Source organism: Leucobacter sp. 7(1) (assembly GCF_900163635.1).
Classification (GTDB): Bacteria; Actinomycetota; Actinomycetes; order Actinomycetales; family Microbacteriaceae; genus Leucobacter.
On sequence record NZ_FUID01000027.1, the window covers coordinates 1 to 23,606 of the forward strand.

A 23,606-nucleotide genomic window follows, 5' to 3' on the forward strand; every position below is an offset into this window, starting at 1 on the left:
CGGCGTCGGTGATGACGCGGGCGTGCTCTAGGCTGATCCGCCCAGCCTGAACCTCTCCGAGTGTGGGGGTGTAGTGCGAAGTGAGAGAAGACGCGAGATCCAGGAGCCGTTCAACAGCGGTTTCACTCCGGGAGAGGGCCGCGGCGAGTTCTAAGCGCAGGGCCCGGTACCCAAGTTCCTGGCCCGCCCCGGGCGCGCCGCCAACGACCGCGTCGAGGGCGTCAGCAAGGACAGTGACGCGTTCCGCATCGAGCACGCGTTGGTGCGTCTCGATAGTTTCGAGTCGGCTCACCGCTTCTGCGACGCGGCGGCGCTGCGCGGGGGTGAACTCTCCATTGGCGGGCATGGGGGGAGTTCACCATGGACCACTGACGTTGATACTGGTAAGTGCCTCGTTCGGGGCTGACTCAACCACTGACTGGCTTCGTGTCTTTGCAATGATCCGTCGACCCGGACGAGGCCTCATGGGCCCGACCAGGCGGACATGACCTCATAGGAGCCTGGTCACAAGGCCTCTTCAACGTCCTGTCTGCCCGCCCGGCCGGTTGCCTCCCAACTGGAATGGAAAGGCAGAACCATCATGACAAACATCGCTGAACACCGCGAAACCTATGCGGGAGTCGATACCCACGCCGATACCCACCACGCGGCGATCATCGACCAGAACGGGAAACACCTCGTAGACGCACAGTTCCCCACCACCCCCGCCGGGTACACCGCCCTGACCGCGTTCATCCTCATGCACGGCGTCCTCGTCCGTGTCGGGATCGAAGGGACCGGCTCTTACGGGGCCGGTCTTGCCCGCCACCTCACCGCTCTCGGACACCACGTCATCGAGGTGATCCGCCCAAACCGGCAGTTGCGCCGCATAAACGGAAAATCTGACCCCGTTGATGCCTACGCCGCCGCAAGAACGGCCCTCACCCAGACCAAGCAAGCTACCCCGAAATCTGGTGATGGGAATGTCGAACAGATCCGGTACTTGGTCACTGCCCGAAGGTCAGCGATCAAAGCACGTGTGGCTGCGCAAGTCCAGATCAAGTCATTGCTCGTGACCGCGCCCGTGTTGCTGCGCGAACGGTTCCGCGAAGTGCCTGACGAGACGCTGATCACAAGGCTCGCAGATCTCGATATTCGTCGGTATCCCGAGAATCAAGGGGTCGTGATTGCGTTACGGGCGCTCGCCCGCAGGCACCGGTATATCGCAGCCGAGATCCACACCCTCGACCAGGAACTCAAGACACTCACCGAATGCACCAACCCAGCACTCCTCGCAGCCCAAGGGGTCGGACCTGTCACTGCCGCTCAGCTCTTGATCACGGGAGGAGATAACACGGGTCGGCTCCGTTCAGAAGCCGCGTTCGCCGCGCTTTGCGGAGTCAGCCCGATCCCCGCGTCTTCAGGCAAAACAAGCCGGCACCGGCTTAACCGGGGCGGAGATCGCCACGCGAACTCCGCGCTCCACCGGATCGCGCTCGTGCGCATGAGTTACGAACCACGCACGAAAGCGTATGTCGAGAAGAAACGCTCAGAAGGGAAGAGCAACAAAGAGATCATCCGCTGCCTAAAGCGGGCGATCGCGCGTGAAGTCTTCACGCTCCTCACGAAAGATGTTGAAGTGCCTCGAGTTGATGATCTCCGCCCACTCAGGCAAGCACTCGGGGTGACGCTGCAACAAGCAGGAACACACTTCAACGTGTGGCTCAACAAGATCTCACGTATCGAGCGTGGACTCATGCGTGATGATGAGCTTGCGCTGGCCTATCGGGAATGGCTCGAAACCACTGCTCCAACGAATTGACAGCTATAGGAGCATCATTCAGGCCCCGAAAACAGGGGGTTTCAGGGGGCAACAATTCTGAGACGAAGGAACTCCTGGTGGGCAGAGCAGAAAGGTTTTCCAGAAACTTTCCCGCCCCCAAGTCCCAAGGCTTCGGGGCCTGGGTCAGCCCCGGAACACACTCTGGAATCCACTCCGAAATCCACCCCGGAACTCACTCCGGCCACACCCCGGGCAAAGCTGCGTGCGCACGCGTTCACCAAACCCGTTCACCACACCCGTTCACCAGCGCGTCGGAGATTCACGACTCTGCAGGAGATTTCGGCCCGGATCCGGCACGCAGCCCGAGAATCTCCTGCGGAACGAACGACCGAGGCCCCGCACCCGGACGGGTGCGGGGCCTCGAGTTGCAGCCCGTGCGGCAGGCCCTACTCGGCGGGAACTTCTTCGGCAGGAGCCTCCTCGGCCGGTGCCTCAGACGTGGCAGGCGACTCGACTGCCGCGTTGACTGCGTCGACCTGTTCTTGCGTGAATCCGCAGTACTTCGTGGCTTCGTTTTCCCACTTCAGGGTGAGGCGATCCTTGCCGGCCTCGTGCGCCGCTGCGACGGTGCCGCGGTAGATGGTGCCGTCCTTCGATTCCTTGTTCACATCGGGGACCGCGTCGCACACGTGGAAGACGCTGCCGCTCTTGGTCCAGAACACCTCGTCCTGGCCGGTGAGCTGCTCGATAATGTTCGTCTCTGCGGCGTACTGCTCCTGCGACGGCGACTGATAGGACACGCCGAAGGCCGCAGCGATGAGCAGGACCACGATGCCGATGCCGCCAGCGAGGGCCTTCTGCTTTCCGTTCATGTTCTTGTTCAAGAAGATCATGATGATGAGCGGCAGGAACGACACGATCGACATGATCGCACCGAGCTGGTTCTGGATAAAGAACTTGACCTTGTCGCGCTCGGATGCGGGATCGAGGCGGTTGGCCTGCTTCCAGCACAGCGACCCGGCGACCGAGAGGATGCCCGTCACAACGATCGCGCCGATCAACAGCCACATGTTGACGGGAACCTGCTTCAGGATCCAGAAGATGGCGAACGCCTGCACACCAATTGCCAGGCCCCACGCAATCCAGGAGATGATGCGCAGGCGCGTGGCCTTCGCCTTCGATTCGGGCGAGGGAGTCCACGCGGGACCCGAATCGGTCGAGGTGCGCGCCGCGGCCGGCTCGGCGGACTGGGGCTGCTCGACGCGAACAACCTTCTTCTTCGGAGTTTCGGTCATGGCTGCTCTCTTCCAATGGGAGGGGACACTTCGAATATAGCGGGATCCGATGCCTCCCGGGTGTCTCCGAGCCTGTCGAAGCTAGGCTAGAGGGATGCGAGAGAAGTCGGTTCGGATGTCTCGGGAGAGCGCACTTGCGAGCGGTTGGACAGTGGAGGGCGCGGCTGACGCGACCCCAGAGGTGGTGGCGAATCCGGAACCCGAGGCGCTCGCGGACGTAGAGCTTGACGCGGACCCTGCGGGTGATGCCGAAGCTGCTCGGACGCAGGTTTCGAACGGCGCACTTGTATCCTTCGGTGTGTTCGGCGGCATCTACCTGCTGTACACCGTGGGCTGGTTCATCGTCGCGCAGGCGTACTCCGCGGTGAACGCTCTGACTGCGGCGGGCAGTGGGTCCATCGGCGGGATCCTGCAGCAGATCGTGTTTTGGGCGGCACCGTTCGCCCCAGCCCTGTGGTTCTTCATGGCGGTGGCGCTCAGCCGGGGCAACCGGACCGCGCGGCTTGCGATCCTGCTCGCGATCGGAGCCGTGGTATTGCTGCCGTTGCCGATGCTGATTACTCGGGGGGCATAATCGTGGCGCAACGTATCCTGTCCTGGGCGGCGGGCGTGGCCCTTGTCGGCCTGTACGTCTATGCGACGATCACCGGTGTAGGCAACCTCACCGGCATGCTCGGTCTCAGCGGAGCGCTCGGCATGGGGCTCAGCGTGTCAGGTTGGCTCTGGCTGATTGCCGGCGTACTCCTCCCGATTATCGTGCTCGCTGGTGCGCTACTGCTGGGTCGCGGGCGCGGCGCCTGGGCAAGAATTCTCCTGCTCGCGGCAGGAATCGCCGCGGTTGCCGTGCTGCAGATTGACCTGATGCATGTGATCCCGGAGTCGTCCTACTTCGCGCAGTAGCGGGCGAGCGCGCATGGCGGAATATTGCAGTGCGCACCGCACACGCCCGGCGCGGCGGTAGGGTAGAGGTCTGCGTGTTCCTCACGCAGATTCCCTGTCGCTGACCCGAAGGATTCGCTTGATGTCTGCGCCGGTCGTGCTGATCGCCGAACAACTCTCACCCGCCACCATCGCCGCGCTTGGCCCCGACTTCGAGGTGGTGCACGTCGACGGTACCGATCGCGATGCGCTGCGCTCGGCGCTCGCGTCCGCCGATGCGGTGCTCGTGCGCTCCGCCACCCAGATCGACGCCGAGGCGCTGAGCTGGGCACCGAAGCTCAAGGTCGTCGCCCGCGCGGGTGTCGGTCTCGACAACGTCGACATCAAGGCTGCCACACAGGCTGGCGTGATGGTCGTCAACGCACCCACCTCGAACGTCATCAGCGCCGCTGAGCTGACTGTCGCACACATCCTCGGCCTCGCGCGTCACTTGCAGCGTGCGCACGAGTCGCTCTCGGTGGGGCAGTGGAAGCGCTCCTCCTTCACGGGAACGGAGCTCTACGAGAAGACAATCGGCATCATCGGCCTGGGGCGGATCGGTGCACTCGTCGCCGAGCGCCTGCGCGGCTTCGGCGTCGAGCTTGTCGCCTACGATCCCTATGTCACCGCGGCTCGCGCGCAGCAGCTGGGCGTGCAGCTCGTCACACTCGACGAGCTCGTGGAGCGTGCAGACTTCCTCACGATCCACATGCCCCGCACCCCTGAGACGCTCGGCATGATCGGTGCGGAACAGCTGCGCGCCATGAAATCGACGGCCTACGTGGTCAACGTCGCACGCGGTGGCCTGATCGACGAGGCTGCGCTCGCTGAAGCGCTGACCGCAGGCGAGATCGCCGGTGCGGCACTTGACGTGTTCGTGCAGGAGCCCCCGGCCGACACCACGCTGACCGGGCTGCCGACGGTCAACGTCACTCCGCACCTGGGGGCCTCCACCGCTGAGGCACAGGAGAAGGCGGGCGTCTCGGTCGCGAAGTCCGTGCGTCTCGCACTCGCGGGTGACCTGGTCCCGGACGCGGTGAACGTCGCCGGTGGCGTGATCGACGAGTACGTGCGTCCCGGTCTGCCGCTCACTGAGAAGCTGGGCCAGGTCTTCGCGGGCCTCGCCGCAGGCCGTCTGGCCTCGATCAACATCGAGGTGCACGGCGAGCTTGCCGAGCGCAACGTTGAGGCGCTGCGCCTGGCTGCGCTGAAGGGAGTGTTCTCAAAGATCGTCAGCGACCCCGTGTCCTACGTCAACGCACCGCTCCTCGCTGAGCAGCGCAACGTCGAGGTGCAGTTCTCGGTGGACGGCACTTCGGAGAGCTACCGCAACGTCATCACGATTAGCGGCGGGCTCACCGACGGCACCGTGATCTCCGTTTCAGGTACGCTCACGGGTCCGAAGCAGGTCCAGAAGATCGTCGAGGTCAACGGCTACGAGGTTGAGCTCCCGATCCCCGAGCACCTGATTGTGTTTAGCTACACGGATCAGCCGGGCATCGTTGCGGCCTATGGCAGCGTACTCGGCAAGGCTGGCGTGAACATCGCTGGCCTTCAGATCGCACGCGACGACAAGAAGGGCACCGCGCTGTCGGTGCTCTCGATCGACGCGCCGGTGGCGCAGGACGTGATTGACAGTCTCGCCGAGGCAATCGGCACCGAGGTCGTGCACACGATCGACATCGACGCGCTGTAAGCAGCGCCCGCACACCGCAGCCCCCGCCGAATCGGCGGGGGCTGCGGTGTTTGCGTGGGGTGTGTGGGCGTGCGTGCGTGTGCGGCAGCGCACGGCGGATCTCGCGTCCCCGATACCGTGCGGCGGATCCCGCGTCCCCGATACCGTGCGGCGGATCCCGCGTCCCCGAGGGTTTTTATTTGGCAGGTGTCGTTTATTGCGCAGAATCCCTACGGCACGATAAAACCCCTCGCGGAGGGCGAGGGCGAGGGCGAGGGCGAGGGCGAGCGCGAGGGCGTGGGCGTGGGCGCAGCGGAGGGCGTGGGCGAGGGTGAGGGCGAGGGCGAGGGCGAGGGCGAGGGCGTGGACGTGGGCGTGGGCGTGGGCGAAGCGGGGCGGCCCGAAGCGAATTCCCCGATCACATCGGATGTGGGCTTGCGATCCGGCGGTGCGCAGGAGTAGTGTGATCCCCGGTTTAGCTGAGGTTGGCCTAACCATCATCACATCATCACTGAACGTAAGGCCGCCACGCATGCTCGGAACGTTTTTGATCGGCTTGCGCGAAGGCCTGGAAGCTGCGCTTGTGGTCGGGATCTTGCTCGCGTATGTGCAGCGGATCGGCCGCCGTGACGTGGCCTGGCGGATCTGGGCAGGGGTTGCCCTGGCCGTGGCAGTCTCGCTTATCGTCGGTGCCGTGTTGACCTTTGGGGCGTACGGGCTCTCGTTTCAGGCCCAGGAGATCATCGGCGGATCGCTTTCGCTGCTCGCGGTTGGGCTTGTCACCTGGATGGTGTTTTGGATGCTCCGCACCGCGCGCAGCATGCGCGGGGCGCTGGAAGGGCAGTTGGGCGACGCTATTGCGGGATCCGGATGGGGGATCGTGGCCGTCGGGTTCCTCTCGGTGGGGCGCGAGGGCCTGGAGACCGCGCTGTTCATCTGGGCGACGACGCGCGCATCGGGGGACAGCCCCCTTGTTGGGCTCGCCGCGGCTGTTGCGGGCATCGTCGTCGCTGCGCTGCTCGGGTGGCTGATCTACCGCGGCCTGCTGCGCGTCAACCTCGCACGGTTCTTCACCTGGACCGGCGCACTGCTGATCATTTTCGCCGCGGGCGTCGTGGCCTACGCCATTCACGATCTGCAGGAGGCGGCGGTTCTGCCCGGGCCCTTCGCCCTGGCACCCGAGGGTGCGAGCGCGTGGGTCCAGTCCTGGTACGGCGAATCCGCCTGGGCGTTCCGAATCCCGCAGGTGATTGCCCCCGACGGAATCCTGGGCAGCGTGCTGAAGGGCACCATCGGCTTCACGCCCGAGATGACAAAACTCGAGCTACTCGCCTACGCCCTGTACCTCGTCCCCACGATGACGCTGTTCCTGCGCCGCGCCCTGCGCCGCATCCCCGTGCCCGCTGGCCCGGCCTCGGTCCCCGGCACCCAACCGACGTCGGCCGTGCCGTCCGCACGCCCGTAACCCGCACTTTCCCTACCCTCAAGGAGAACCATCGTGCAGCTTCGACCCCCACTCACTCTCGCCGCCCTTGTGGTGGCCGGCGCCTTGACGCTGACGGGCTGTGTGCCCAACGCGGGTACCGGTTCCGGCGCAGCCACCGCGCTGACCGTCGACTCCGGTGCCGACAGCTGCGCCGTCAGCGCGGCGACCGCTCCGAGCGGCCCCATTACCTTCACCGTGACAAACTCCGGAGACAAAGTCACCGAGTTCTACGTGCTCGCGGAGAACGAACTCAGCATCGTCGGGGAAGTGGAGAACATCGCGCCCGGATCGAGCCGCGACCTCACGCTCGTGGCGCAGCCCGGCGACTACTTCACAGTCTGCAAGCCCGGCATGGTCGGCGCGGGGATCGGCCAGACGCCTTTCACCGTCACTGGCGAGACGGTTGCGGCGAACGCGGATGATGCCGAGGCCGAGGCCGCCGCGGTAGCGAGTTACACAGCCTATGTGAAGAGCCAGGCCGCCGAACTGCTGCCGCAGGTCGAAGCCTTTGTGGCCGCGTACACCGCGGGCGATGACGCCGAGGCGAGGCGCCTGTTCCCGCTCGCGCGGGTGAGCTACGAGCGGATCGAGCCGACCGCCGAGCAGTTCGGAGATCTTGATCCGTCGATCGACTACCGCAAGCCCGGTGCCGAGGCAGAGGGGCTGCCGTTCACCGGCTTCCACCGGATCGAGATGGACCTCTGGCTCGATGCAGCACAGCAGAATTATCCGGATGAGGCGATCAACGCGCTGACCTCGGCGGAGCGCGTGACGCTTGGGGAGCAGCTCGTGACCGACATCACCTCGCTCTACGACCTGGTGCACTCAGAGGACTTCACGCTTACTCTGAGCGACATCACAAATGGCGCGATCGGTCTGCTCGACGAGATCGCTGCGCCGGACGGCAAACTGCCGGGCGAGGAAAACGAGTTCGCGCACACCGACTTGTACGACTTCACCGCGAACGTCGAGGGCGCGCAGGTCGCGTACGAGTCAGTGCGAGAGATCGCTGCGTCGAAGGGCGCAGAGGGGGCCGAGCTCACGAAGACGCTTGACGCCCAGTTCGCCGGGATGCTCGAACTGCTCGCCGAGTACGGCGACTACGAGGCCGGATTCGTTGACTACTCCACTGTGGATCAGGCCGCGCGCGGCGAGCTCGGCGCGCAGCTGAACGCCCTCAGTGAGCCCCTGTCGCAGCTCACGCACACGGTACTCGGAGTCAGCGCTGAATAGGCGCGGCGCGGGATCGACGCCCGGCGGATCGTCAGATTCGCCGGGCGATCGCCGGGTGAGCCGGCGCGGCCTGTTCGGGCTCGTGGGCACGGGGGCCGCGGGACTCGCCGTCGGCGGCCTCGGCGGTGTGGCGATCGCGGGTGCCACGGGTCTTGGCGCGAGCGCGGCAGACGGTGTCGGATCCGGCACCGTTTCGTTTACGGGCAGCCACCAGGCGGGTATTGTCACGCCCGCGCAGGATCGCTTGCACTTCGCGAGTTTCTCGCTGCTGCGCGGCGTGGACCGTGCCGGCCTGATCGCGCTGCTGCGCGATTGGACCGATGCCGCCGAGCAGCTCACGCGCGGGGAAGAGATCGGCGCGGGCGGCGCAGTCGATGGGCCGCCGCTCGCCCCACCCGCCGATACCGGCGAAGCGCTGGGGTTGAACGCGGCGCACCTCACCCTCACCTTCGGGTTCGGGCGGACGCTGTTCGCCACCGCTGACGGGCACGATCGCTTTGGCCTCGCGGAGCGGCTCCCCGCGGAATTCCTGGAGTTGCCCCCGTTCGCGTTCGACCTCCTTGACGAGGGGAGCACCGGCGGTGATCTCTGCGTGCAGGCGTGCGCGGATGATCCGCAGGTTGCGGTGCACGCAATTCGGAATCTCAGCAGGATCGCCATGGGTCGGGCCCGGATCGTGTGGAGCCAGCTCGGATTTGGGCGCACAGCGTCCACATCAGTCAGTCAGGACACGCCCCGCAACCTGTTTGGTTTCAAAGACGGCACCGCCAACGTGATGGCCGAGGACCAGGACGGGCTCGCGGATCACATCTGGGTTCCGGAGTCGCACCCACAGGAGTGGTTGCGCGGCGGGAGCTACCTTGTCGCGCGCAAGATCGCCATGACGATCGAGACATGGGATCGGGCATCGCTGGACGAACAGGAGCGGATTGTGGGCCGCACCAAGGGCGAGGGCGGGCCGCTCTCAGGAGGTGCCGAGTTTGACGCCCCCAACTTCGCGGCTGTCTCGACCGCCGGCGGTCCTGCGATTGCGACGGATGCTCACGTGCGGCTTGCGCACCCCGAGCAGAACGACGGTGCGCGGATGCTGCGCCGCGGCTACAACTACGTTGATGGCTCGAATCCGCTTGGACAGCTCGGTGCCGGCCTCTTTTTCATCAGTTTCCAGAATGATCCGGCAACGTTTGTCCGCGTCCAGCAGAGCCTCAAGGCTGACAGCATGAACGAGTACCTGCGCCACGTCGGCTCGGGACTGTGGGCGATTCCGCGCGGGATCGCGCCGGGGGAGTACGTCGGTCAGGCGCTCTTCGGGTAGCGCCGGCCCCACAGCCACGCGCCCAGCCCCAGCACCACGCAGGCGAGCAGACAGATCCCGCCGATCGCCCCGTCGCTGAGCCCGAGGAACGCGGTCAGCACGGGGTGGTCCGCAGCGGTCTCTGCATCGGCCTCCCACCAGCGATCCGACCCCCGCACGGAGCCTCCGACCCGACGTTCGGTGAGTGGTAGCTCACGCGCCAGCGCCGGCCGGATCAGGCCGTTGATGACGGTCCCGATGAACAGCGGGGAAACTCCGATGAGGGTCTGCACCCGGAAGCGCCGCCGTGCGCGCGGGTCCGTCTTCTCGCCCATGTGTCGTACCCCCAGTGCTGTCTGCGGCAGGCCACGGACGCGGGACCGCGAAATGCCGCAGACAGCAGTGTAGAGGGTGGTGCGGCCAGGCGCAGGCTATGCGCCGTCGCTGATGCTCGGGATGGGGCGCCGGAATCCGCGGGTCACCCAAGCAAGAACGCCGACGCCGAGTACAAGCCAGCCTGCCCCGAACATGAATGCAGTTTCATGGAGCTGTGAGAACAGGTAGAGGTCGGTCAGGATTCCACCCACCGCGGCCGTCGCCAGTACAGCGGTGAGCCACCGCGGCACCTCAGATCGTCGTCGCCATAGGAAACGGAGGCAGGCGATGTTGACGAGGGCGAATGAGAGGAATGCTCCGAAGTTGATCAGGGATGTTGCGCGCTCAAGATCGAGTCCCGACCCCATGATGCCTATGGCTGCGATGATCAGGATGTTCACCCAAGGCACCCGGAAGGTCCTGCTCAAGCGACCGAAGATCGTGCCGGGGAGTGCCCCGTCGCGGCCGATCACAAACAACAAACGGCTCGATGTCGCTTGGATAGCGATCCCCGACCCGAAGCCCGCCACGATACTGAGCAGATTTGTCACGTCGGCAAACACCTGGCCTCCCGCGGCGACGGACATCGTGTAGCCCGCGATGTCTGGATCATCGAACTGGCCGCCCGGGTGCATCAGCTGCATGACGAAGGACACGCCTACGAAGATCACCCCGCCAATGAGGACAACCGCGACGATGCCCACGGGGATATTGCGGCGCGGATTTCGTGTTTCCTCGCTGAGCGTACTGACCGCATCGAATCCGAGGAACGAGTAGGCGGCTACAGCCGCGGCTGTGCCAATTGCGGTAAGTGAGGTGTCGGAGTTCCAGATCGCATCACCGGCGCGGGCACCCAGGTCAACATCTGCGATCGAGAATACAGCGACCGCGATGACGAGTGTCATTGCGGCGACCGTGGCCATCGCGACCACGGTGAGCCAGGTGTTGACGCGGCTTGCCAGCGAGATCCCCAAGAGATTGATCGCGGTGGTGAGGCCAACATTGATGAGGAGCCACACCCAGATCGGGATTGCTGGGAATTGGGCGTTGAGGTAGATCGATTGGATCAGCCACGCAACCATCGGGAGGAACAAATAGTCGAGCAGGATCAGCCAGCCCGCGAAGAACCCCAGTGGTCTGCCGAGCACGTTACCCACGTAACTGTAGGAGGAACCTGACGTCGGGAAGGCGCGGGAGAGCGTCGCGTAGGACACCGCGGTCAGGCTCATGGCAAGCGTCGCGACAAGGTACGCCGTGGGCGCAACTCCATGACTGGCCTGCGATACGACCCCGAACGTGGACGTGACCACACCGGGCGCCATATAGGCGAGCCCGAAAAAGATGACGCCGAGTAGACCGAGGCGAGTGAGGAGCGTGGTGGGAGCTGCGGACATTACCGGATCCCCTCACCGCGCGAGGGCGTCCACCGGCTCGGGGCAATTTCGCCCGCGTACAGGGGCAACGGGATCGTGGCATCGGGATCTCGGAATTGGTGCCAGGGGCGGGAGACGCCCGCGGTGCCCTCCGTCTGCACGCGCGCAGCGGCACCGAGATCGATCACCGCGGTCAGGATCTCTTCGCTCGCGTCAGGGGAAGACGCAACGACGGTGCCGGCCGGATCAGCGATCAACGATCGCCCCCGACCAGTGGGGGCGGCGGCGTTGACCGATGCCACCCAGACCTGGTTCATGATCGCGTTGCCGCGCACAATAGTGAGTTCTTGCTCGCGGTCCGAGGTGCCCGTTTGTACGAGGTTCAGGACCAGGTCGGCACCGAGCCATGCGAGGTGTCGCGTGTGCTCGGGAAACCAGATGTCGTAACAGATGGAGAGCCCGATGCGGCCGATCCCGGGCACCTCGAATACCTCGAACGTGCCCCCGGGGTGCGAGAGTTCAGCTGGTCGCCAGGGGAACATCTTGCGGTAGCTTGCGACGCGCTCGCCGTCGGGGCTGTACACAAGGGCGGTGTTGTGTACGTCACCGCTTGCCGCGCGCTCGTAGACAGTCCCGGGGACAAGCCAGATACCCAGCTCGCGAGCCAGCGCGCCGAGGCGTGCGAACGCGGCATCGTCGACGGCGCGGGCGAGTGGGAAGTTCGGCTTGTGGGCCTGATCCGGTTCGAGGTGAAACTCGGGGAACACCCAGAGATCGAAGCCGGGATGTCTCTCAACGAGCGCGCGAAGCTGGTGTTCGAAGCCGCCGCTCGCGAAGGTCTCAATGTGGGCTGTCTGGGCAAGGGCAATTCGTACTATCTGCGGCACTGCAGTCTCCATTCGTTTGTTAAACTTTAAGTAAAGAATGCCGAATCGCCAAATCTGTCAGAATCGATGCATGGCGAGACCGAGAAAGCAGGAGCAGCGCAGGGGAGAGATTGTAGCCGCGACCGCGCGTCTGCTCGTGGATCGGGGGATGGCGGCCGCGCGGCTCACCGACATTGCGAAGGAGATGGGCGTGACGCCCGCGTCGATTTCCTATTACTACCCTGACCTGATCGACCTCTACGCGGCGGCCTATGAAACGGCCACTACGGAGTACACCGAGCTGCGCCGGGCGCGAGTGGAGGAGTCCGTCGGTGCCCGTGAACGATTGCTCGCATGCCTCCAGCTCGGGATTCCGGAGCGTGGATCGGAATCGTTTGACGCGACGCTGCTCCTGATGGAGCTTTCCGCGGTGGGGACGCGAGAGCCGCGTTTCGGGGTCGCTGAAGCGGAGTTCGCCCGAGTGCAACTGGAGCTCCTAGAACAGCTCATCGCCGAGGGGCAGGCAGCCGGCGAGTTTCGTCCCCGATTCCCCGCGGCACACACCGCGCGGATGCTCCTGTCTGCGGAGGACGGTATTGCGCCCTCGGTGATTCTCGAACTCACCTCGAGTGAAGAAGCTGTGCGGATGATGAGCGAACTCGCTGGCCTGCTGCTCGACTGTGAACTCGCACCTCGCGAGGACGGTGGGCGATGATAGCCTGGCTGTGCGGGCGTTTGTCCGCACTAACGATGAACCGAGCACACGGTGGCTGGTCTTCGGTGGTGGATCCCTCAGGGTGACCGTTGCGGCGGTGCGCTGAGTGGCCTTCCACTGTTGATCAGCACTCGCAGGCCGTCGGCGTCTGTGAGCGGTTGCTGCGTGCTCGCCTGAAGTAAAGGAGTACCCGTGGAGGGTCCTGAAATCAAGTTCGCCGAGGCAGTCCTCGACAACGGTAAGTTCGGTAAGCGTACGATCCGTTTCGAAACCGGACGCCTCGCACAGCAGGCACAGGGCGCGGTTGCCGCGTACCTGGACGAGGAGACAATGCTCCTCTCCGCCACCAGCGCATCGAAGCAGCCGAAGGATCACTTCGACTTCTTCCCGCTCACGATCGACGTCGAAGAGCGCTCGTACGCCGCCGGCAAGATCCCCGGCTCGTTCTTCCGCCGCGAGGGCCGTCCCTCGACCGAGGCGATCCTCGTCTGCCGTCTGATCGACCGCCCTCTGCGCCCCTCCTTCGTGAGCGGCCTGCGCAACGAGGTCCAGGTTGTCATCACGGTGCTCTCGATCGCTCCGGGCGAGTTCTACGACGCTCTGGCAATCAACGCGGCATCCGCGTCGACCCAGATCTCGGGCCTGCCGTTCTCCGGCCCCATCGCGGGCGTTCGCCTCGCGCTGATCGGTGATCAGTGGGTTGCGTTCCCCAACGTTGAGCAGCTGAAGGAGGCCGTCTTCGACCTCGTCGTCGCTGGCCGCGTCGTCACCGACAAGAACGGGAACGACGATGTCGCGATCATGATGGTCGAGGCAGAAGCCACGGAGCAGAGCTGGGAGCTCATCCGCGGCGGCGCCACGAAGCCGAACGAGGCCGTTGTGGCTGAGGGCCTGGACGCTGCAAAGCCGTTCATCGCTCAGCTCTGCAAGGCGCAGTCCGAGCTCGCAGCGCAGTCGGCAAAGGAGATCGCCGACTACCCGGTGTTCCTGCCCTACACCGACGAGGTGCTCGCAGCGGTTGACGCACTCGCACGCACCGAGCTCGCTCCGATCTACCAGATCGCGGACAAGCAGGAGCGCCAGAACGCTGACGACGCGCTGAAGGCTCGTGTGAAGGACGGCATCGCCGCCCAGGTTGAGGCCGGGACGCTTCCCGACTCGGCCAACGCGCAGGTCTCGGCCGCATACAAGTCGGTCACCAAGGACATCGTCCGCAGCCGCGTGCTCAGCGAGGGCGTCCGCATGGACGGCCGTGGCACGAGCGACATCCGTGCGCTCGACGCCGAGGTCCAGGTCATCCCGCGCGTGCACGGCTCCGCGATCTTCCAGCGCGGCGAGACCCAGATCCTGGGTGTCACCACGCTGAACATGCTCAAGATGGAGCAGCAGATCGATTCGCTGTCGCCGATCACGAGCAAGCGGTACCTGCACCACTACAATTTCCCGCCGTACTCGACCGGTGAGACCGGCCGTGTGGGCTCGCCGAAGCGTCGCGAGATCGGGCACGGCTTCCTTGCCGAGCGCGCCCTCGTGCCGGTGCTGCCGAGCCGCGAGGAGTTCCCCTACGCGATCCGTCAGGTCTCCGAGGCACTGTCCTCGAACGGCTCGACGTCGATGGGCTCCGTCTGCGCATCGACGCTGTCGCTGCTGAACGCGGGCGTGCCGCTGCGCGCACCCGTTGCAGGCATCGCCATGGGCCTCGTCTCCGACGAGCTGAACGGTGAGACCCGCTACGCGGCCCTCACCGACATCCTGGGCGCAGAGGACGCGCTTGGCGATATGGACTTCAAGGTCGCAGGTACCTCCGAGTTCATCACTGCTATCCAGCTCGACACCAAGCTCGACGGCCTCCCCGCCGACGTGCTGAAGGGTGCGCTGACCCAGGCTCACGAGGCTCGCCTCACGATCCTCAGCGTGCTGAACCAGGCGATCGACGCGCCCGACGAGATGGCACCGACCGCGCCTCGCGTGATCACTGTCAACATCCCGGTCGACAAGATCGGCGAGCTGATCGGCCCCAAGGGCAAGACGATCAACGGCATCCAGGACGAGACTGGCGCTGACATCTCGATCGATGACGACGGCACCGTCTACATCGGCGCGACCGACGGCCCCGCGGCTGAGGCTGCGCGCGCGCAGGTCAACGCGATCGCGAACCCGCAGAACCCCGAGGTCGGCGAGCAGTACCTCGGCACCGTCGTGAAGAACGCCGCCTTCGGTGCGTTCATCTCGCTGCTTCCGGGCAAGGACGGTCTGCTGCACATCTCCGAGGTGCGCAAGCTTGCCGGTGGCAAGCGCATCGAGAGCGTGGACGACGTGCTCTCGGTCGGCCAGAAGATCCTCGTGAAGATCACGAAGGTCGACGATCGCGGCAAGCTCTCGCTTGAGCCCGTGCTCGAGGAGCAGGCAGCTGAGGCCCCCGCGGCCGAGGCTGAGGCCCCCGCAGCGGAGTAACCGCCGCGCCCGGGTGTGAGCCCGGATCGACACCGCGCCCGTCGCGCCCCACCAGGGGAGCGACGGGCGCGGTCGCGTCTGCGCGGTGACAGCGGGCCGCGAGCCTGTCAGACTGGGCGCATGGCGGATACCCAGAACGGCCGCGTCGCGGTCTACCTCGACTTCGATAACATCGTGCTCTCCTGGTATGACCGGGTGCACGGGCGCAACTCGTTCTCGCGGGATCGTCAGCGCATCACCGAGGACCCGACTGCTCCGGATATTGCTGAGCGGATGCGAGCCGCCGCCGTGGACGTGGGCGCGATCATCGACTACGCCTCATCCTTTGGCACCCTTGTGCTGACCCGGGCCTACGCGGACTGGTCGGCACCCATCAACGCGGTGTACCGCTCACAGCTGGTGGCCCGGGCGGTCGACCTGGTACAGCTATTTCCTGCCGCGGCCTATGCGAAAAACGGTGCCGATATTCGCCTCGCAGTCGACACTGTTGAGGACATGTTCCGCCTCGACGATCTCACACACGTGGTGATCGTCGCTGGTGACTCCGACTACGTCCCGCTCGCGCAGCGCTGCAAGCGCCTCGGCCGGTACGTTGTCGGGATCGGTGTGGCGGGCTCCACCGCGAAGTCACTGAAAGCCGCCTGCGACGAGTTTGCGAGCTATGACGCGCTGCCCGGTGTCGAGCTTCCGGAGCGGCCAGAGCGCGGCCAGAGCAGCCCGCAGGGGCGCCGTGGCCGCGGGAGCGCAGCTGCGGATCCAGAGGACACACCCCAGGCTGAAACCGCAACCGCCGCAAAAGGCGCGGCTAAGCCCGAAGCCACGAGTGCCGACGCCGAGGCTGCGCCTGCCCCGAGCACTCGTGGCCGTCGTCGTCGCCAGGAAGCTGCTCCCGAACCGGTTCTTCCCGCCGAAGACGCCACGCTCGAGGAACTGCTCGAACCGTTCGCGGATGGTGAAGACGCAGATGACGACGACGGCGATCCCGATCTTGAGGCGACGGGGCTGCTCATTCGGGCCCTCTGGCTGGGGCAAGAGAAGGACGATTCCGGCTGGTTATACAGCTCCGCGGTGAAGCAGCAGATGCGGCGCATGGACCCGTCGTTTTCCGAGCGCGCGCTCGGTTTCCGCTCGTTCTCTGACTTCCTGAAGTCACGCGCGGAGATCGCGGAATTCGAGGAAACGGGGCACGAGCGGCTCGTGCGGCTGCGCGATCAGTCGCGCTAAGCGGACCGGCACCGGGGCACTCTCACCGGGTGCCGGATAGGCTGGGGGGATGCGCGAACCGATCCTCCTGCCCCTGGACCAGGCCGAACTCACCGTAGACCTCAACGGCAGCTTGATGCGGCGTACCGTACATCCGAGCGGGCTCCGCGTGCTGACCGAACTCATGCCGAGCGCGCGCAGTGCGACGATCGGCTTCTGGGTGGGGGTGGGCTCGCGTGATGAGCAGGCGGAGCGGGACGACGCACCGGGCAGCCTGGGCTCTACGCACTTCCTCGAGCACCTACTGTTCAAGGGAACCCCTGCGCGGAACGCGTATGAGATCGCGACGACTTTCGACAAGATGGGCGCGGAGCACAACGCGCTGACGGCGAAGGAATACACCTGCTACTACGCGAAGGTACGCGACGCTGACCTCCCCGAGGCGGTTGCGGCGCTTGCGGATATGGTCGCGAACTCGGTGCTGGATCCGGAAGAGTTCGAGACCGAGCGCGGCGTGATCCTCGAAGAGCTCGCTATGGCTGCGGACGATCTTGCAGACGTCGCCAGCGAGCAGCTCTTTGAAGAGGTGCTGCGAGATCACCCGCTCGGGCGCCCGATCGGTGGCCTGCCGGAAACGATTCGCGGCGCGCGCCGAGACGATGTGGATCGCCACTACCGTGATCGTTACGATCCGAGCACGCTTGTGGTCACGGCGGCGGGGGCCGTCGATCATGACGCCCTTGTGGCGCAGGTGGTTGCCGCCCTGAACGCCTCCCCGGAGGAGCGGTGGCACACAGATCGTGCGGCCACTCCCGTCCGGCGTGCTCAAGCGAGCGGCGACGTCGCGTTGGCTACCGCTCAGGCGACAAGTTCGCCCCGAATCTGCGTCACTGAGCGTCCGAGCGAGCAGATCAACATGCTGATCGGGGCACCTGGCTTCCGATCGACAGACCCGCGCCGCTTCGCGTTCGGCATCATGAACTCGGTGCTCGGCGGCGGCATGTCCAGCCGCCTGTTCCAGGAGATCCGCGAGAAGCGTGGGCTCGCCTACACGGCGTACTCGTTTGGCGCGAGCTACTCGGATGCCGGTGTGTTCGGCATGTACGCCGGCATGGCACCCGAAAAGGCGAGCGAGGTGCTGGAGCTCAGTCAGCTGGAACTGCAGAAGCTCGCCGATGCGGGGATCACGGCTGAGGAGCACGAGCGCGCACTCGGACAGGTCGCTGGCTCCTCCGCGCTTGCGCTTGAGGATTCCGAAACGCGCATGGGTCGGCTCGCGCGAGCGGAGATCGGTTCGGGGGAGCTGTATGACCTCGACACCTCGCTCGCACTGATCCACGCGGTCACCGGCGAGGAGGTGCGCGAGGTCGCTGCTACGCTTGCTGCCCGCCCGCTCACCGTGGTGGCGGTGGGGGACGTGTCCCGCTCGGGGCTGCGCACAACCGAGTAGCCTCCCGGCGGGACCGCCAGGCAGAACCCGGTAGTTTAGAGGGCATGTCACAACGCGTTGCCGTCACCGGTGCTACAGGCCGCCTCGGATCCCTCGTGTGCGAGGTGGTTGAGGCGCACCCGGAGTTCGAACTGATCGCGCGCCTCACGAGCGCTTCCGCGCCCGATGAGGGTGCGGAAGCGGACCTCGTTGTCGATGTGAGCCATCCGGACGCCTCCGAAGCGATCGTGGACCGGGCGCTGCGACGTCGCCAGCGTGTGCTCGTGGGGACGAGCGGCTGGTCCGCGGATCGCTTGGCAGCGCTCGCCGGGCGGGTTGACAGCGCGCAGGGCGGGGTGCTCGTGGTGCCCAACTTCTCGCTCGGCTCGGTGCTCGGAACCGCGCTTGCCCGGATCGCCGCCCCGTACTTCGACGCGATCGAGGTCATCGAGGCGCATCACCCACACAAGGTCGATTCGCCCTCCGGCACCGCTGTGCGCACCGCGGAGCAGATGTCCGAGGCACGCGCCGGGGCCCCCGTTGCTGCGCCGTTCGCGGAGCAGCCTGCGCGCGGGCAGCTTGTTGCCGGCATCCCGGTGCACAGTCTCCGCCTCGCGGGGGTTGTCGCAAAGCAGGAGGTCCGCTTCGGAGGGCCAGGGGAGGTGCTGAGCGTCGTCCACGACACGCACTCGAATGATGCATACCGCGCGGGGATCCACGCGGCGCTGGAATTCGCCGCAACCATGACGGGGCTCACCGTCGGCCTCGACAGCGTGCTCGGTCTCGCTGAACTCGGCACGCCCGCCGCGCCCGCGCCGACGGCGGAGCAGCGCGCATGAGCGCCCGGATCCGCGCCATCATCGGCGTCACAATCATGAGCGCGCTCCTCGTGTTGTACTTCGTGTTCGCGGGCATCCGCGCGGTCGGACTGCTCCGATCCGGTGAGCTGCTCCCCATCGTGATGGGGGTCGCGATGCTTGTGCTCCCGCTGCTCGGGGTGTGGGCACTCGTGCGGGAGCTGATGTTTGGCCGTCAGGCGACGCGGCTCGCGGACGCGTTGGCGGCTGCCGGCGAGATGCCGGATGAACCTGTGTCGACCCGCCCATCGGGACGTCCCGAGCGCGCTGATGCGGACGCCGCATTCCCGCGGTATCGGGCCGAGGCCGAGGCCGCGCCGGAACGCTGGCAGTCGTGGATGCGGCTCGGCGTTGTGTACGACGCATGCGGTGACCGAAAGCGTGCACGAGCGGCGATTCGCGAAGCAATTCGCCTGGAAAAGCACGAAATCGGTGGGATTCCTCACAAGGATTAGGGAAATCGGCATCGGCTGCATAGACTCGATGCCCGAATGCCAGGGATCGGGGCCAAGATGACCTCGCGCGGATTCTCAGACGAATCTCCTGTCGCCGACGATGCGCACCACCTCGCGCGAGAAAGCACGGTTGTGATGGCGAAGTACGACCTCAACGCCCCCGAGCCACGAACTCGGACACTCGATTCGGTCACCGGAATTAGCAAAAAGGGGCTGCCCTCGGGCACCGTGGGTGTCATGGGGGCGCTGGTCATCGGCCTGTCCGTGTGCGCCCCCGCGTACACGCTGACCGCCGCCGTGGGTCCCGCGGCGAGTGAGGTCGGGTACCAGACTCCCGCGATCTTCCTCATGGGCTTCCTCCCCATGCTGCTCGTGGCGCTCGGCTACCGCGCGCTGAACACCGCGATGCCCGACTCGGGCACCTCGTTCACCTGGGCAACGCGCGCCTTTGGGCCGTGGGTCGGCTGGATGGCGGGGTGGGGCTTGATCGCCGCAACGGTGCTCGTGCTCTCGAACCTCGCGGGTATCGCGGTGGAGTTCCTGTTCCAGTCGATCAGCATCGTGGCGAACGATCCCTCGATCGCGGAGCTGTCAGGGAACAAGTTCATCAACATCCTTGTGTGCCTGTGCTTCATGGCCGTGGCCACGTTCATTTCGTACCGGGGTATGACCTCGACCAAGATCTTCCAGTACATCACCGTGGTCTTCCAGATGGCCATCATGATCTGGTTCATCGTCGCGATGTTTGTCGGTGCCGCTGACCCCGCGAATGAGGCCGGCCGCGTCCCTGAGCTGTCCTGGTTTAACCCGCTTGAGGTTGACAGCTTTAGCGCGTTCGCGGCGGGCATCGCCGTGTCGATCTTTGTCTACTGGGGCTGGGACACTGTTCTCACCATGGGGGAAGAGACGAAGCCGTCGAAGGGGCGGCTCTCGACGGAGAGCAAGGCCGCAATGATCCTTGTCTTCATTCTCGTTGTGCTCTACGTCAGCACCGCGGCCGCCACGGTCGCCTACGCGGGACTCGGCGAGACCGGAACCGGCCTGAACAACCCGGCGATCGCGGAGAACGTGTTTGCCGCGCTTGCACACCCCGTTATGGGCCCGGCCGCGATCATGCTCTCTCTCGCGATCCTCGTAAGCGCGATGGCCTCGATCAACTCGACCGCGATCTCCCCGGCCCGTACGCTGCTCGCAATGTCGCACTACGGTGCGCTGCCGCCCGCGATCAAGAAGATCCACCCGAAGTACAAGTCGCCGTATGTTGCCCTGATGCTGTCTTCGGTCGTTGCCTCGGTGTTCTACGCTCTGATGCGGTTCCTGAGTGAGGATGTGCTGTGGGACACGATCACGGCCCTCGGCATGATGGTGTGCTTCTACTACGGGATCACGGCACTCGCGAGCCCCTGGTACTTCCGGCGGACCGCGATCAAGGAGGGCTTCGGCTCGATCATGTCGAAGCTCGTTTTCCCCGGTCTCGGCGGCCTCTTGCTGCTCGTAGTTTTCGTGCAGACAACTGTCGACAGCATGGACCCCGAGTTCGGTTCGGGGAGCAATATCGGCGGTATTGGGCTCGTCGGAATCATTGGCGTCGTAGTGCTGGGCCTCGGTGTCGTACTGATGCTCCTGCAGGCCAAGTCAAAGCCGGCGTTTTTCCGTGGCCAGGTGCTCGCGAAGGCTGATGCGCGCTCGGATACCTCGGCAATGCCGGTGTTCGATGACGGGCTCGGTTCGTAGCCGACACTCAGTGTCAGCCGCGCGGTGCGCGGGTCGTGCGCGGGGCCGGGGATCGTAAGATCCCCGGCCCCGCGCCGGTTTCGGTTTTTCTGGAGGGCCTGTCGTGCTCTACACTCGGGGGACCCAATGCGGGCAACCGCGCGGCTGGGAATGTGAGCCGCAGCTGCGGAAGGGGATGGATGATGCGAAGACGCCAGAGCGAGCTTTCGATCGCAACCGCCCTCTTCCTGCTCTCGGGCGGGATCCTTGCAGCGCTGAACGCGACAGTGTTTCGGATCGGCCCGTCGGCCCGCCCCGACTTGATCGCCACGATGATCGCGTGTTTTGTCGCGGCGCTGATCGTACTCTGGGCCGGGCGTCGATTCCGACCTGCGGCGGCCGGACTGCTCATGATTGCGGTCATGCTCGCCGTGGTTCCCACTGTGTATTTTGCCCCGAACGCACTGCGCGCCGTCAACCTGGGTTTGCTTTTCCTGCCGTTCTTTTTGCTCCTCGTGTGGTTTCTCCCGATGTGGTTTGCGCGACTGCTCGGATACATCTGGATCGTGGTCTATGGCGTCATCATGATGCTGCGATTCGATCAGGAGATCTTGCCGGTTCTGCTCACGCTTGCGGTGACGGGAATTGTCATCGGCGAACTGATCGGCCGCTTCAAAGGGCGCCTCGAACGCGCTTCGATCACGGATCCGCTCTGCGACGTTTGGAACCGGCGCGGCTTCGAGCGGTTGCTGGGCAAGGCCGTGGCCGCGGCGCAGCGGAGCGGTGAGCCGATTGCGCTGCTCTACCTTGACCTGGATCGCTTCAAAGCCGTCAACGACGAGCTCGGGCACGCCGAGGGCGACCGGGTGCTGCAGAGCTTTGCGCGAGCGCTCCAGGAACATACACGCCCGGAAGACGTGTTCGCGCGCTTCGGTGGCGACGAGTTTGCCCTGCTGCTCATCGATTCGGATGCGCTTGCGGGCTCCGCAACCGGGGATAGGCTGCGCCGTGCTGTGCCGGATCCGGGCTGGTCCTTTGGGGTAGCCGAGTGGCAGCCAGGGGAGAGCTCGGCGGCGTTCATCTCGCGTGCCGATCTGCTCATGCTCACGGCCAAACAGGACCGTCGGTAGGTACACTGGTGGGGTGACTGCGAACCCGATTCTGACCCCCTATGAGGACCTGCTGCGCGAAGTGTACGAGCATGGCACCCCGAAGTCCGATCGCACGGGAACGGGCACGCGCAGCTTGTTCGGCCGACAGATCCGCTTTGATCTCGCGGAGTCGTTCCCGCTGCTGACAACCAAGCGCGTGCACTTTAAGTCAGTTGCCGTGGAGCTCCTGTGGTTCCTCCGGGGCGAGAGCAACACGTCGTTCCTCACGGACAACGGCGTCACGATCTGGGACGAGTGGGCAGACGCGCAGGGCGACCTGGGGCCCGTCTATGGGGTACAGTGGCGCTCCTGGCCCACGCCCGACGGTGAGCACATCGACCAGATCACGCAGGTCGTCGAGCAGATTCGTCAGACGCCCGATTCGCGCCGACTCATTGTCTCGGCCTGGAACGTCTCAGAACTTGACCAGATGGCACTGGCACCCTGCCACGCGTTTTTCCAGTTCTACGTCGCCGACGGCAAGCTCTCCTGCCAGCTCTACCAGCGCTCGGCCGACATGTTCCTCGGGGTGCCCTTCAACATCGCCTCGTACGCGTTGCTGACGCTGATGGTTGCACAGCAGACCGGGCTGGAGCCCGGAGAGTTCGTATGGACCGGCGGCGACTGCCACATCTACGACAATCACGTGGAGCAGGTCGAGACGCAGCTCGCGCGCGAGCCATTCCCGTATCCGCGGATCGCGATCCGCCAGGCTGATTCGATCCTCGACTACACGCTTGACGACTTCGAGGTGCTCGATTACGAACACCACCCGGGCATCAAGGCCCCGGTCGCGGTGTGAGCACAGCCGACGCGCCTCGGATCGGCATGATCTGGGCAGAAGCCGCGGGCGGGGCCATCGGCCGCGACGGCGACATGCCGTGGCACCTGCCCGAGGACCTGGCACACTTTAAGCGCACCACGCTCGGCGCACCGGTCATCATGGGGCGCCGCACCTGGGAGTCGCTGCCCGACCGAGTGCGGCCGTTACCGGGGCGGAGCAACATCGTGGTGACGCGGGATCCCGCGTATGCGACCCCGGGCGCCTCCCGTGTGGCGTCGCTCGAGGCCGCGCTCGCGCTGCTGCGCCCCGGCACAGATCTCGCGGTCCCGGCGACCGCTCCGGGTGCGGTCACCGCCTGGGTGATGGGCGGCGGTGAGCTCTACCGCTCGGCCCTTGCGCTCGCAGAGGAGCTCGTCGTGACGCGGATCGCGCTCGAGGTCAGTGACGCGGACACCTTTGCGCCCGAGATCGGGTCGGAGTGGCACCTTGCCGAGTCGCAGCCCGAGCAGGTGTCGGCCTCCGGGCTTCGATTCCACATCGAGCGTTGGCACCGCAATCCGGCGTAATG

Annotated in this window: 23 protein-coding genes; 18 read left to right on the plus strand and 5 right to left on the minus strand. The window is 65.5% G+C overall.

Features of this window, described 5'->3' with window-relative positions:
• On the minus strand, nucleotides 1–346 hold a 346-nt coding region (locus tag FM113_RS06405; protein ID WP_140393296.1), incomplete at its 3' end, for a DUF222 domain-containing protein.
• Between the two features lie 234 nt (nucleotides 347–580).
• Between FM113_RS06405 and FM113_RS06410 the strand changes: the two genes are divergently transcribed.
• Nucleotides 581–1,801 carry an IS110 family transposase gene (locus FM113_RS06410; RefSeq protein ID WP_087012701.1) on the plus strand — a complete coding sequence of 407 codons (1,221 nt, stop codon included), beginning with the start codon at nucleotides 581–583 and terminating at the stop codon, nucleotides 1,799–1,801.
• A gap of 407 nt (nucleotides 1,802–2,208) precedes the next feature.
• Here FM113_RS06410 and FM113_RS06415 read toward each other — a convergent pair whose 3' ends face one another.
• Entirely contained in the window at nucleotides 2,209–3,057 is an 849-nt protein-coding gene (locus tag FM113_RS06415) for a hypothetical protein (RefSeq protein ID WP_087012703.1), read from the minus strand.
• Between the two features lie 94 nt (nucleotides 3,058–3,151).
• Here FM113_RS06415 and FM113_RS06420 point away from each other — a divergent pair, with 94 nt between their 5' ends.
• The 7 genes from FM113_RS06420 (at nucleotide 3,152) to efeB (ending at nucleotide 9,684) form a co-directional block, all read left to right on the plus strand.
• Entirely contained in the window at nucleotides 3,152–3,631 is a 480-nt protein-coding gene (locus tag FM113_RS06420; RefSeq protein WP_087012705.1) for a hypothetical protein, read from the plus strand.
• A gap of 2 nt (nucleotides 3,632–3,633) precedes the next feature.
• Nucleotides 3,634–3,957 (plus strand): hypothetical protein, encoded by a 324-nt coding sequence (locus tag FM113_RS06425; protein WP_087012707.1) that lies wholly within the window; start codon nucleotides 3,634–3,636, stop codon nucleotides 3,955–3,957.
• Nucleotides 3,958–4,078: 121 nt separating this feature from the next.
• Nucleotides 4,079–5,671, plus strand: a complete 1,593-nt coding sequence (gene serA, locus FM113_RS06430) for a phosphoglycerate dehydrogenase (RefSeq protein WP_087012709.1) — start codon at nucleotides 4,079–4,081, stop codon at nucleotides 5,669–5,671.
• Between the two features lie 186 nt (nucleotides 5,672–5,857).
• A complete protein-coding gene (locus tag FM113_RS18080; RefSeq protein WP_176387099.1) occupies nucleotides 5,858–6,112 on the plus strand; it encodes a hypothetical protein in 255 nt (84 codons plus the stop codon).
• A gap of 70 nt (nucleotides 6,113–6,182) precedes the next feature.
• The gene (efeU, locus tag FM113_RS06440; RefSeq protein ID WP_087012714.1) at nucleotides 6,183–7,115 is read left to right on the plus strand and encodes an iron uptake transporter permease EfeU; all 933 of its coding nucleotides are present in this window, start codon (nucleotides 6,183–6,185) and stop codon (nucleotides 7,113–7,115) included.
• 33 nt (nucleotides 7,116–7,148) lie between these two features.
• A complete protein-coding gene (efeO, locus tag FM113_RS06445; protein WP_254908904.1) occupies nucleotides 7,149–8,369 on the plus strand; it encodes an iron uptake system protein EfeO in 1,221 nt (406 codons plus the stop codon).
• Between the two features lie 55 nt (nucleotides 8,370–8,424).
• A complete protein-coding gene (efeB, locus tag FM113_RS06450) occupies nucleotides 8,425–9,684 on the plus strand; it encodes an iron uptake transporter deferrochelatase/peroxidase subunit (RefSeq protein WP_254908905.1) in 1,260 nt (419 codons plus the stop codon).
• Here the strand turns inward: efeB and FM113_RS06455 are convergent.
• From FM113_RS06455 to FM113_RS06465, 3 genes are all read right to left on the minus strand, one after another.
• On the minus strand, nucleotides 9,666–9,998 hold the full coding sequence (locus FM113_RS06455) for a hypothetical protein (RefSeq protein WP_087012718.1): 333 nt from the start codon (nucleotides 9,996–9,998) through the stop codon (nucleotides 9,666–9,668). The genes efeB and FM113_RS06455 overlap by 19 nt on opposite strands.
• Before the next feature lie 96 nt (nucleotides 9,999–10,094).
• Nucleotides 10,095–11,432, minus strand: coding sequence for an APC family permease (locus tag FM113_RS06460; protein ID WP_087012720.1), 1,338 nt, complete (start codon nucleotides 11,430–11,432; stop codon nucleotides 10,095–10,097).
• On the minus strand, nucleotides 11,432–12,298 hold the full coding sequence (locus FM113_RS06465; protein ID WP_254908906.1) for a carbon-nitrogen hydrolase family protein: 867 nt from the start codon (nucleotides 12,296–12,298) through the stop codon (nucleotides 11,432–11,434). Before FM113_RS06465 ends, FM113_RS06460 begins: the two co-directional genes overlap by 1 nt.
• Nucleotides 12,299–12,368: 70 nt before the next feature.
• Between FM113_RS06465 and FM113_RS06470 the strand changes: the two genes are divergently transcribed.
• From FM113_RS06470 to FM113_RS06515, 10 genes are all read left to right on the plus strand, one after another.
• Nucleotides 12,369–12,992, plus strand: a complete 624-nt coding sequence (locus FM113_RS06470; protein ID WP_176387100.1) for a TetR/AcrR family transcriptional regulator — start codon at nucleotides 12,369–12,371, stop codon at nucleotides 12,990–12,992.
• A gap of 192 nt (nucleotides 12,993–13,184) precedes the next feature.
• Complete coding sequence (locus FM113_RS06475) at nucleotides 13,185–15,446, plus strand: polyribonucleotide nucleotidyltransferase (protein WP_087012725.1); 2,262 nt, start codon at nucleotides 13,185–13,187, stop codon at nucleotides 15,444–15,446.
• A 120-nt stretch (nucleotides 15,447–15,566) separates the two neighbouring features.
• Entirely contained in the window at nucleotides 15,567–16,670 is a 1,104-nt protein-coding gene (locus FM113_RS06480) for an NYN domain-containing protein (protein WP_087012726.1), read from the plus strand.
• Between the two features lie 49 nt (nucleotides 16,671–16,719).
• Nucleotides 16,720–18,099, plus strand: a complete 1,380-nt coding sequence (locus FM113_RS06485) for a pitrilysin family protein (protein ID WP_087012728.1) — start codon at nucleotides 16,720–16,722, stop codon at nucleotides 18,097–18,099.
• A gap of 44 nt (nucleotides 18,100–18,143) precedes the next feature.
• Nucleotides 18,144–18,917: a 4-hydroxy-tetrahydrodipicolinate reductase gene (dapB, locus tag FM113_RS06490; RefSeq protein ID WP_087012730.1), complete on the plus strand. Its 774-nt coding sequence runs from the start codon at nucleotides 18,144–18,146 to the stop codon at nucleotides 18,915–18,917.
• The gene (locus FM113_RS06495; RefSeq protein WP_087012732.1) at nucleotides 18,914–19,390 is read left to right on the plus strand and encodes a hypothetical protein; all 477 of its coding nucleotides are present in this window, start codon (nucleotides 18,914–18,916) and stop codon (nucleotides 19,388–19,390) included. Before dapB ends, FM113_RS06495 begins: the two co-directional genes overlap by 4 nt.
• Nucleotides 19,391–19,525: 135 nt before the next feature.
• Nucleotides 19,526–21,124 carry an APC family permease gene (locus FM113_RS06500; RefSeq protein WP_087012794.1) on the plus strand — a complete coding sequence of 533 codons (1,599 nt, stop codon included), beginning with the start codon at nucleotides 19,526–19,528 and terminating at the stop codon, nucleotides 21,122–21,124.
• Between the two features lie 182 nt (nucleotides 21,125–21,306).
• On the plus strand, nucleotides 21,307–22,233 hold the full coding sequence (locus FM113_RS06505) for a diguanylate cyclase (RefSeq protein WP_176387101.1): 927 nt from the start codon (nucleotides 21,307–21,309) through the stop codon (nucleotides 22,231–22,233).
• 13 nt (nucleotides 22,234–22,246) lie between these two features.
• Nucleotides 22,247–23,056 (plus strand): thymidylate synthase, encoded by an 810-nt coding sequence (locus FM113_RS06510; protein ID WP_087012736.1) that lies wholly within the window; start codon nucleotides 22,247–22,249, stop codon nucleotides 23,054–23,056.
• Nucleotides 23,053–23,604: a dihydrofolate reductase gene (locus tag FM113_RS06515; protein ID WP_369676688.1), complete on the plus strand. Its 552-nt coding sequence runs from the start codon at nucleotides 23,053–23,055 to the stop codon at nucleotides 23,602–23,604. The genes FM113_RS06510 and FM113_RS06515 overlap by 4 nt, the downstream gene beginning before the upstream one ends.
• Nucleotides 23,605–23,606 lie beyond the last annotated feature (2 nt).

Coding starts and splice junctions, on each gene's coding strand:
- FM113_RS06455 (WP_087012718.1), bottom strand. CDS start 9,998: ATGGGCGAGAAGACGGACCCGCGCGCACGGCGGCGCTTCCGGGTGCAG.
- efeU (WP_087012714.1), top strand. CDS start 6,183: ATGCTCGGAACGTTTTTGATCGGCTTGCGCGAAGGCCTGGAAGCTGCG.
- FM113_RS06480 (WP_087012726.1), top strand. CDS start 15,567: ATGGCGGATACCCAGAACGGCCGCGTCGCGGTCTACCTCGACTTCGAT.
- FM113_RS06485 (WP_087012728.1), top strand. CDS start 16,720: ATGCGCGAACCGATCCTCCTGCCCCTGGACCAGGCCGAACTCACCGTA.
- FM113_RS06420 (WP_087012705.1), top strand. CDS start 3,152: ATGCGAGAGAAGTCGGTTCGGATGTCTCGGGAGAGCGCACTTGCGAGC.
- serA (WP_087012709.1), top strand. CDS start 4,079: ATGTCTGCGCCGGTCGTGCTGATCGCCGAACAACTCTCACCCGCCACC.
- dapB (WP_087012730.1), top strand. CDS start 18,144: ATGTCACAACGCGTTGCCGTCACCGGTGCTACAGGCCGCCTCGGATCC.
- FM113_RS06415 (WP_087012703.1), bottom strand. CDS start 3,057: ATGACCGAAACTCCGAAGAAGAAGGTTGTTCGCGTCGAGCAGCCCCAG.
- FM113_RS06495 (WP_087012732.1), top strand. CDS start 18,914: ATGAGCGCCCGGATCCGCGCCATCATCGGCGTCACAATCATGAGCGCG.
- FM113_RS06500 (WP_087012794.1), top strand. CDS start 19,526: ATGGCGAAGTACGACCTCAACGCCCCCGAGCCACGAACTCGGACACTC.
- FM113_RS06460 (WP_087012720.1), bottom strand. CDS start 11,432: ATGTCCGCAGCTCCCACCACGCTCCTCACTCGCCTCGGTCTACTCGGC.
- FM113_RS06470 (WP_176387100.1), top strand. CDS start 12,369: ATGGCGAGACCGAGAAAGCAGGAGCAGCGCAGGGGAGAGATTGTAGCC.
- FM113_RS06505 (WP_176387101.1), top strand. CDS start 21,307: ATGCGAAGACGCCAGAGCGAGCTTTCGATCGCAACCGCCCTCTTCCTG.
- FM113_RS06410 (WP_087012701.1), top strand. CDS start 581: ATGACAAACATCGCTGAACACCGCGAAACCTATGCGGGAGTCGATACC.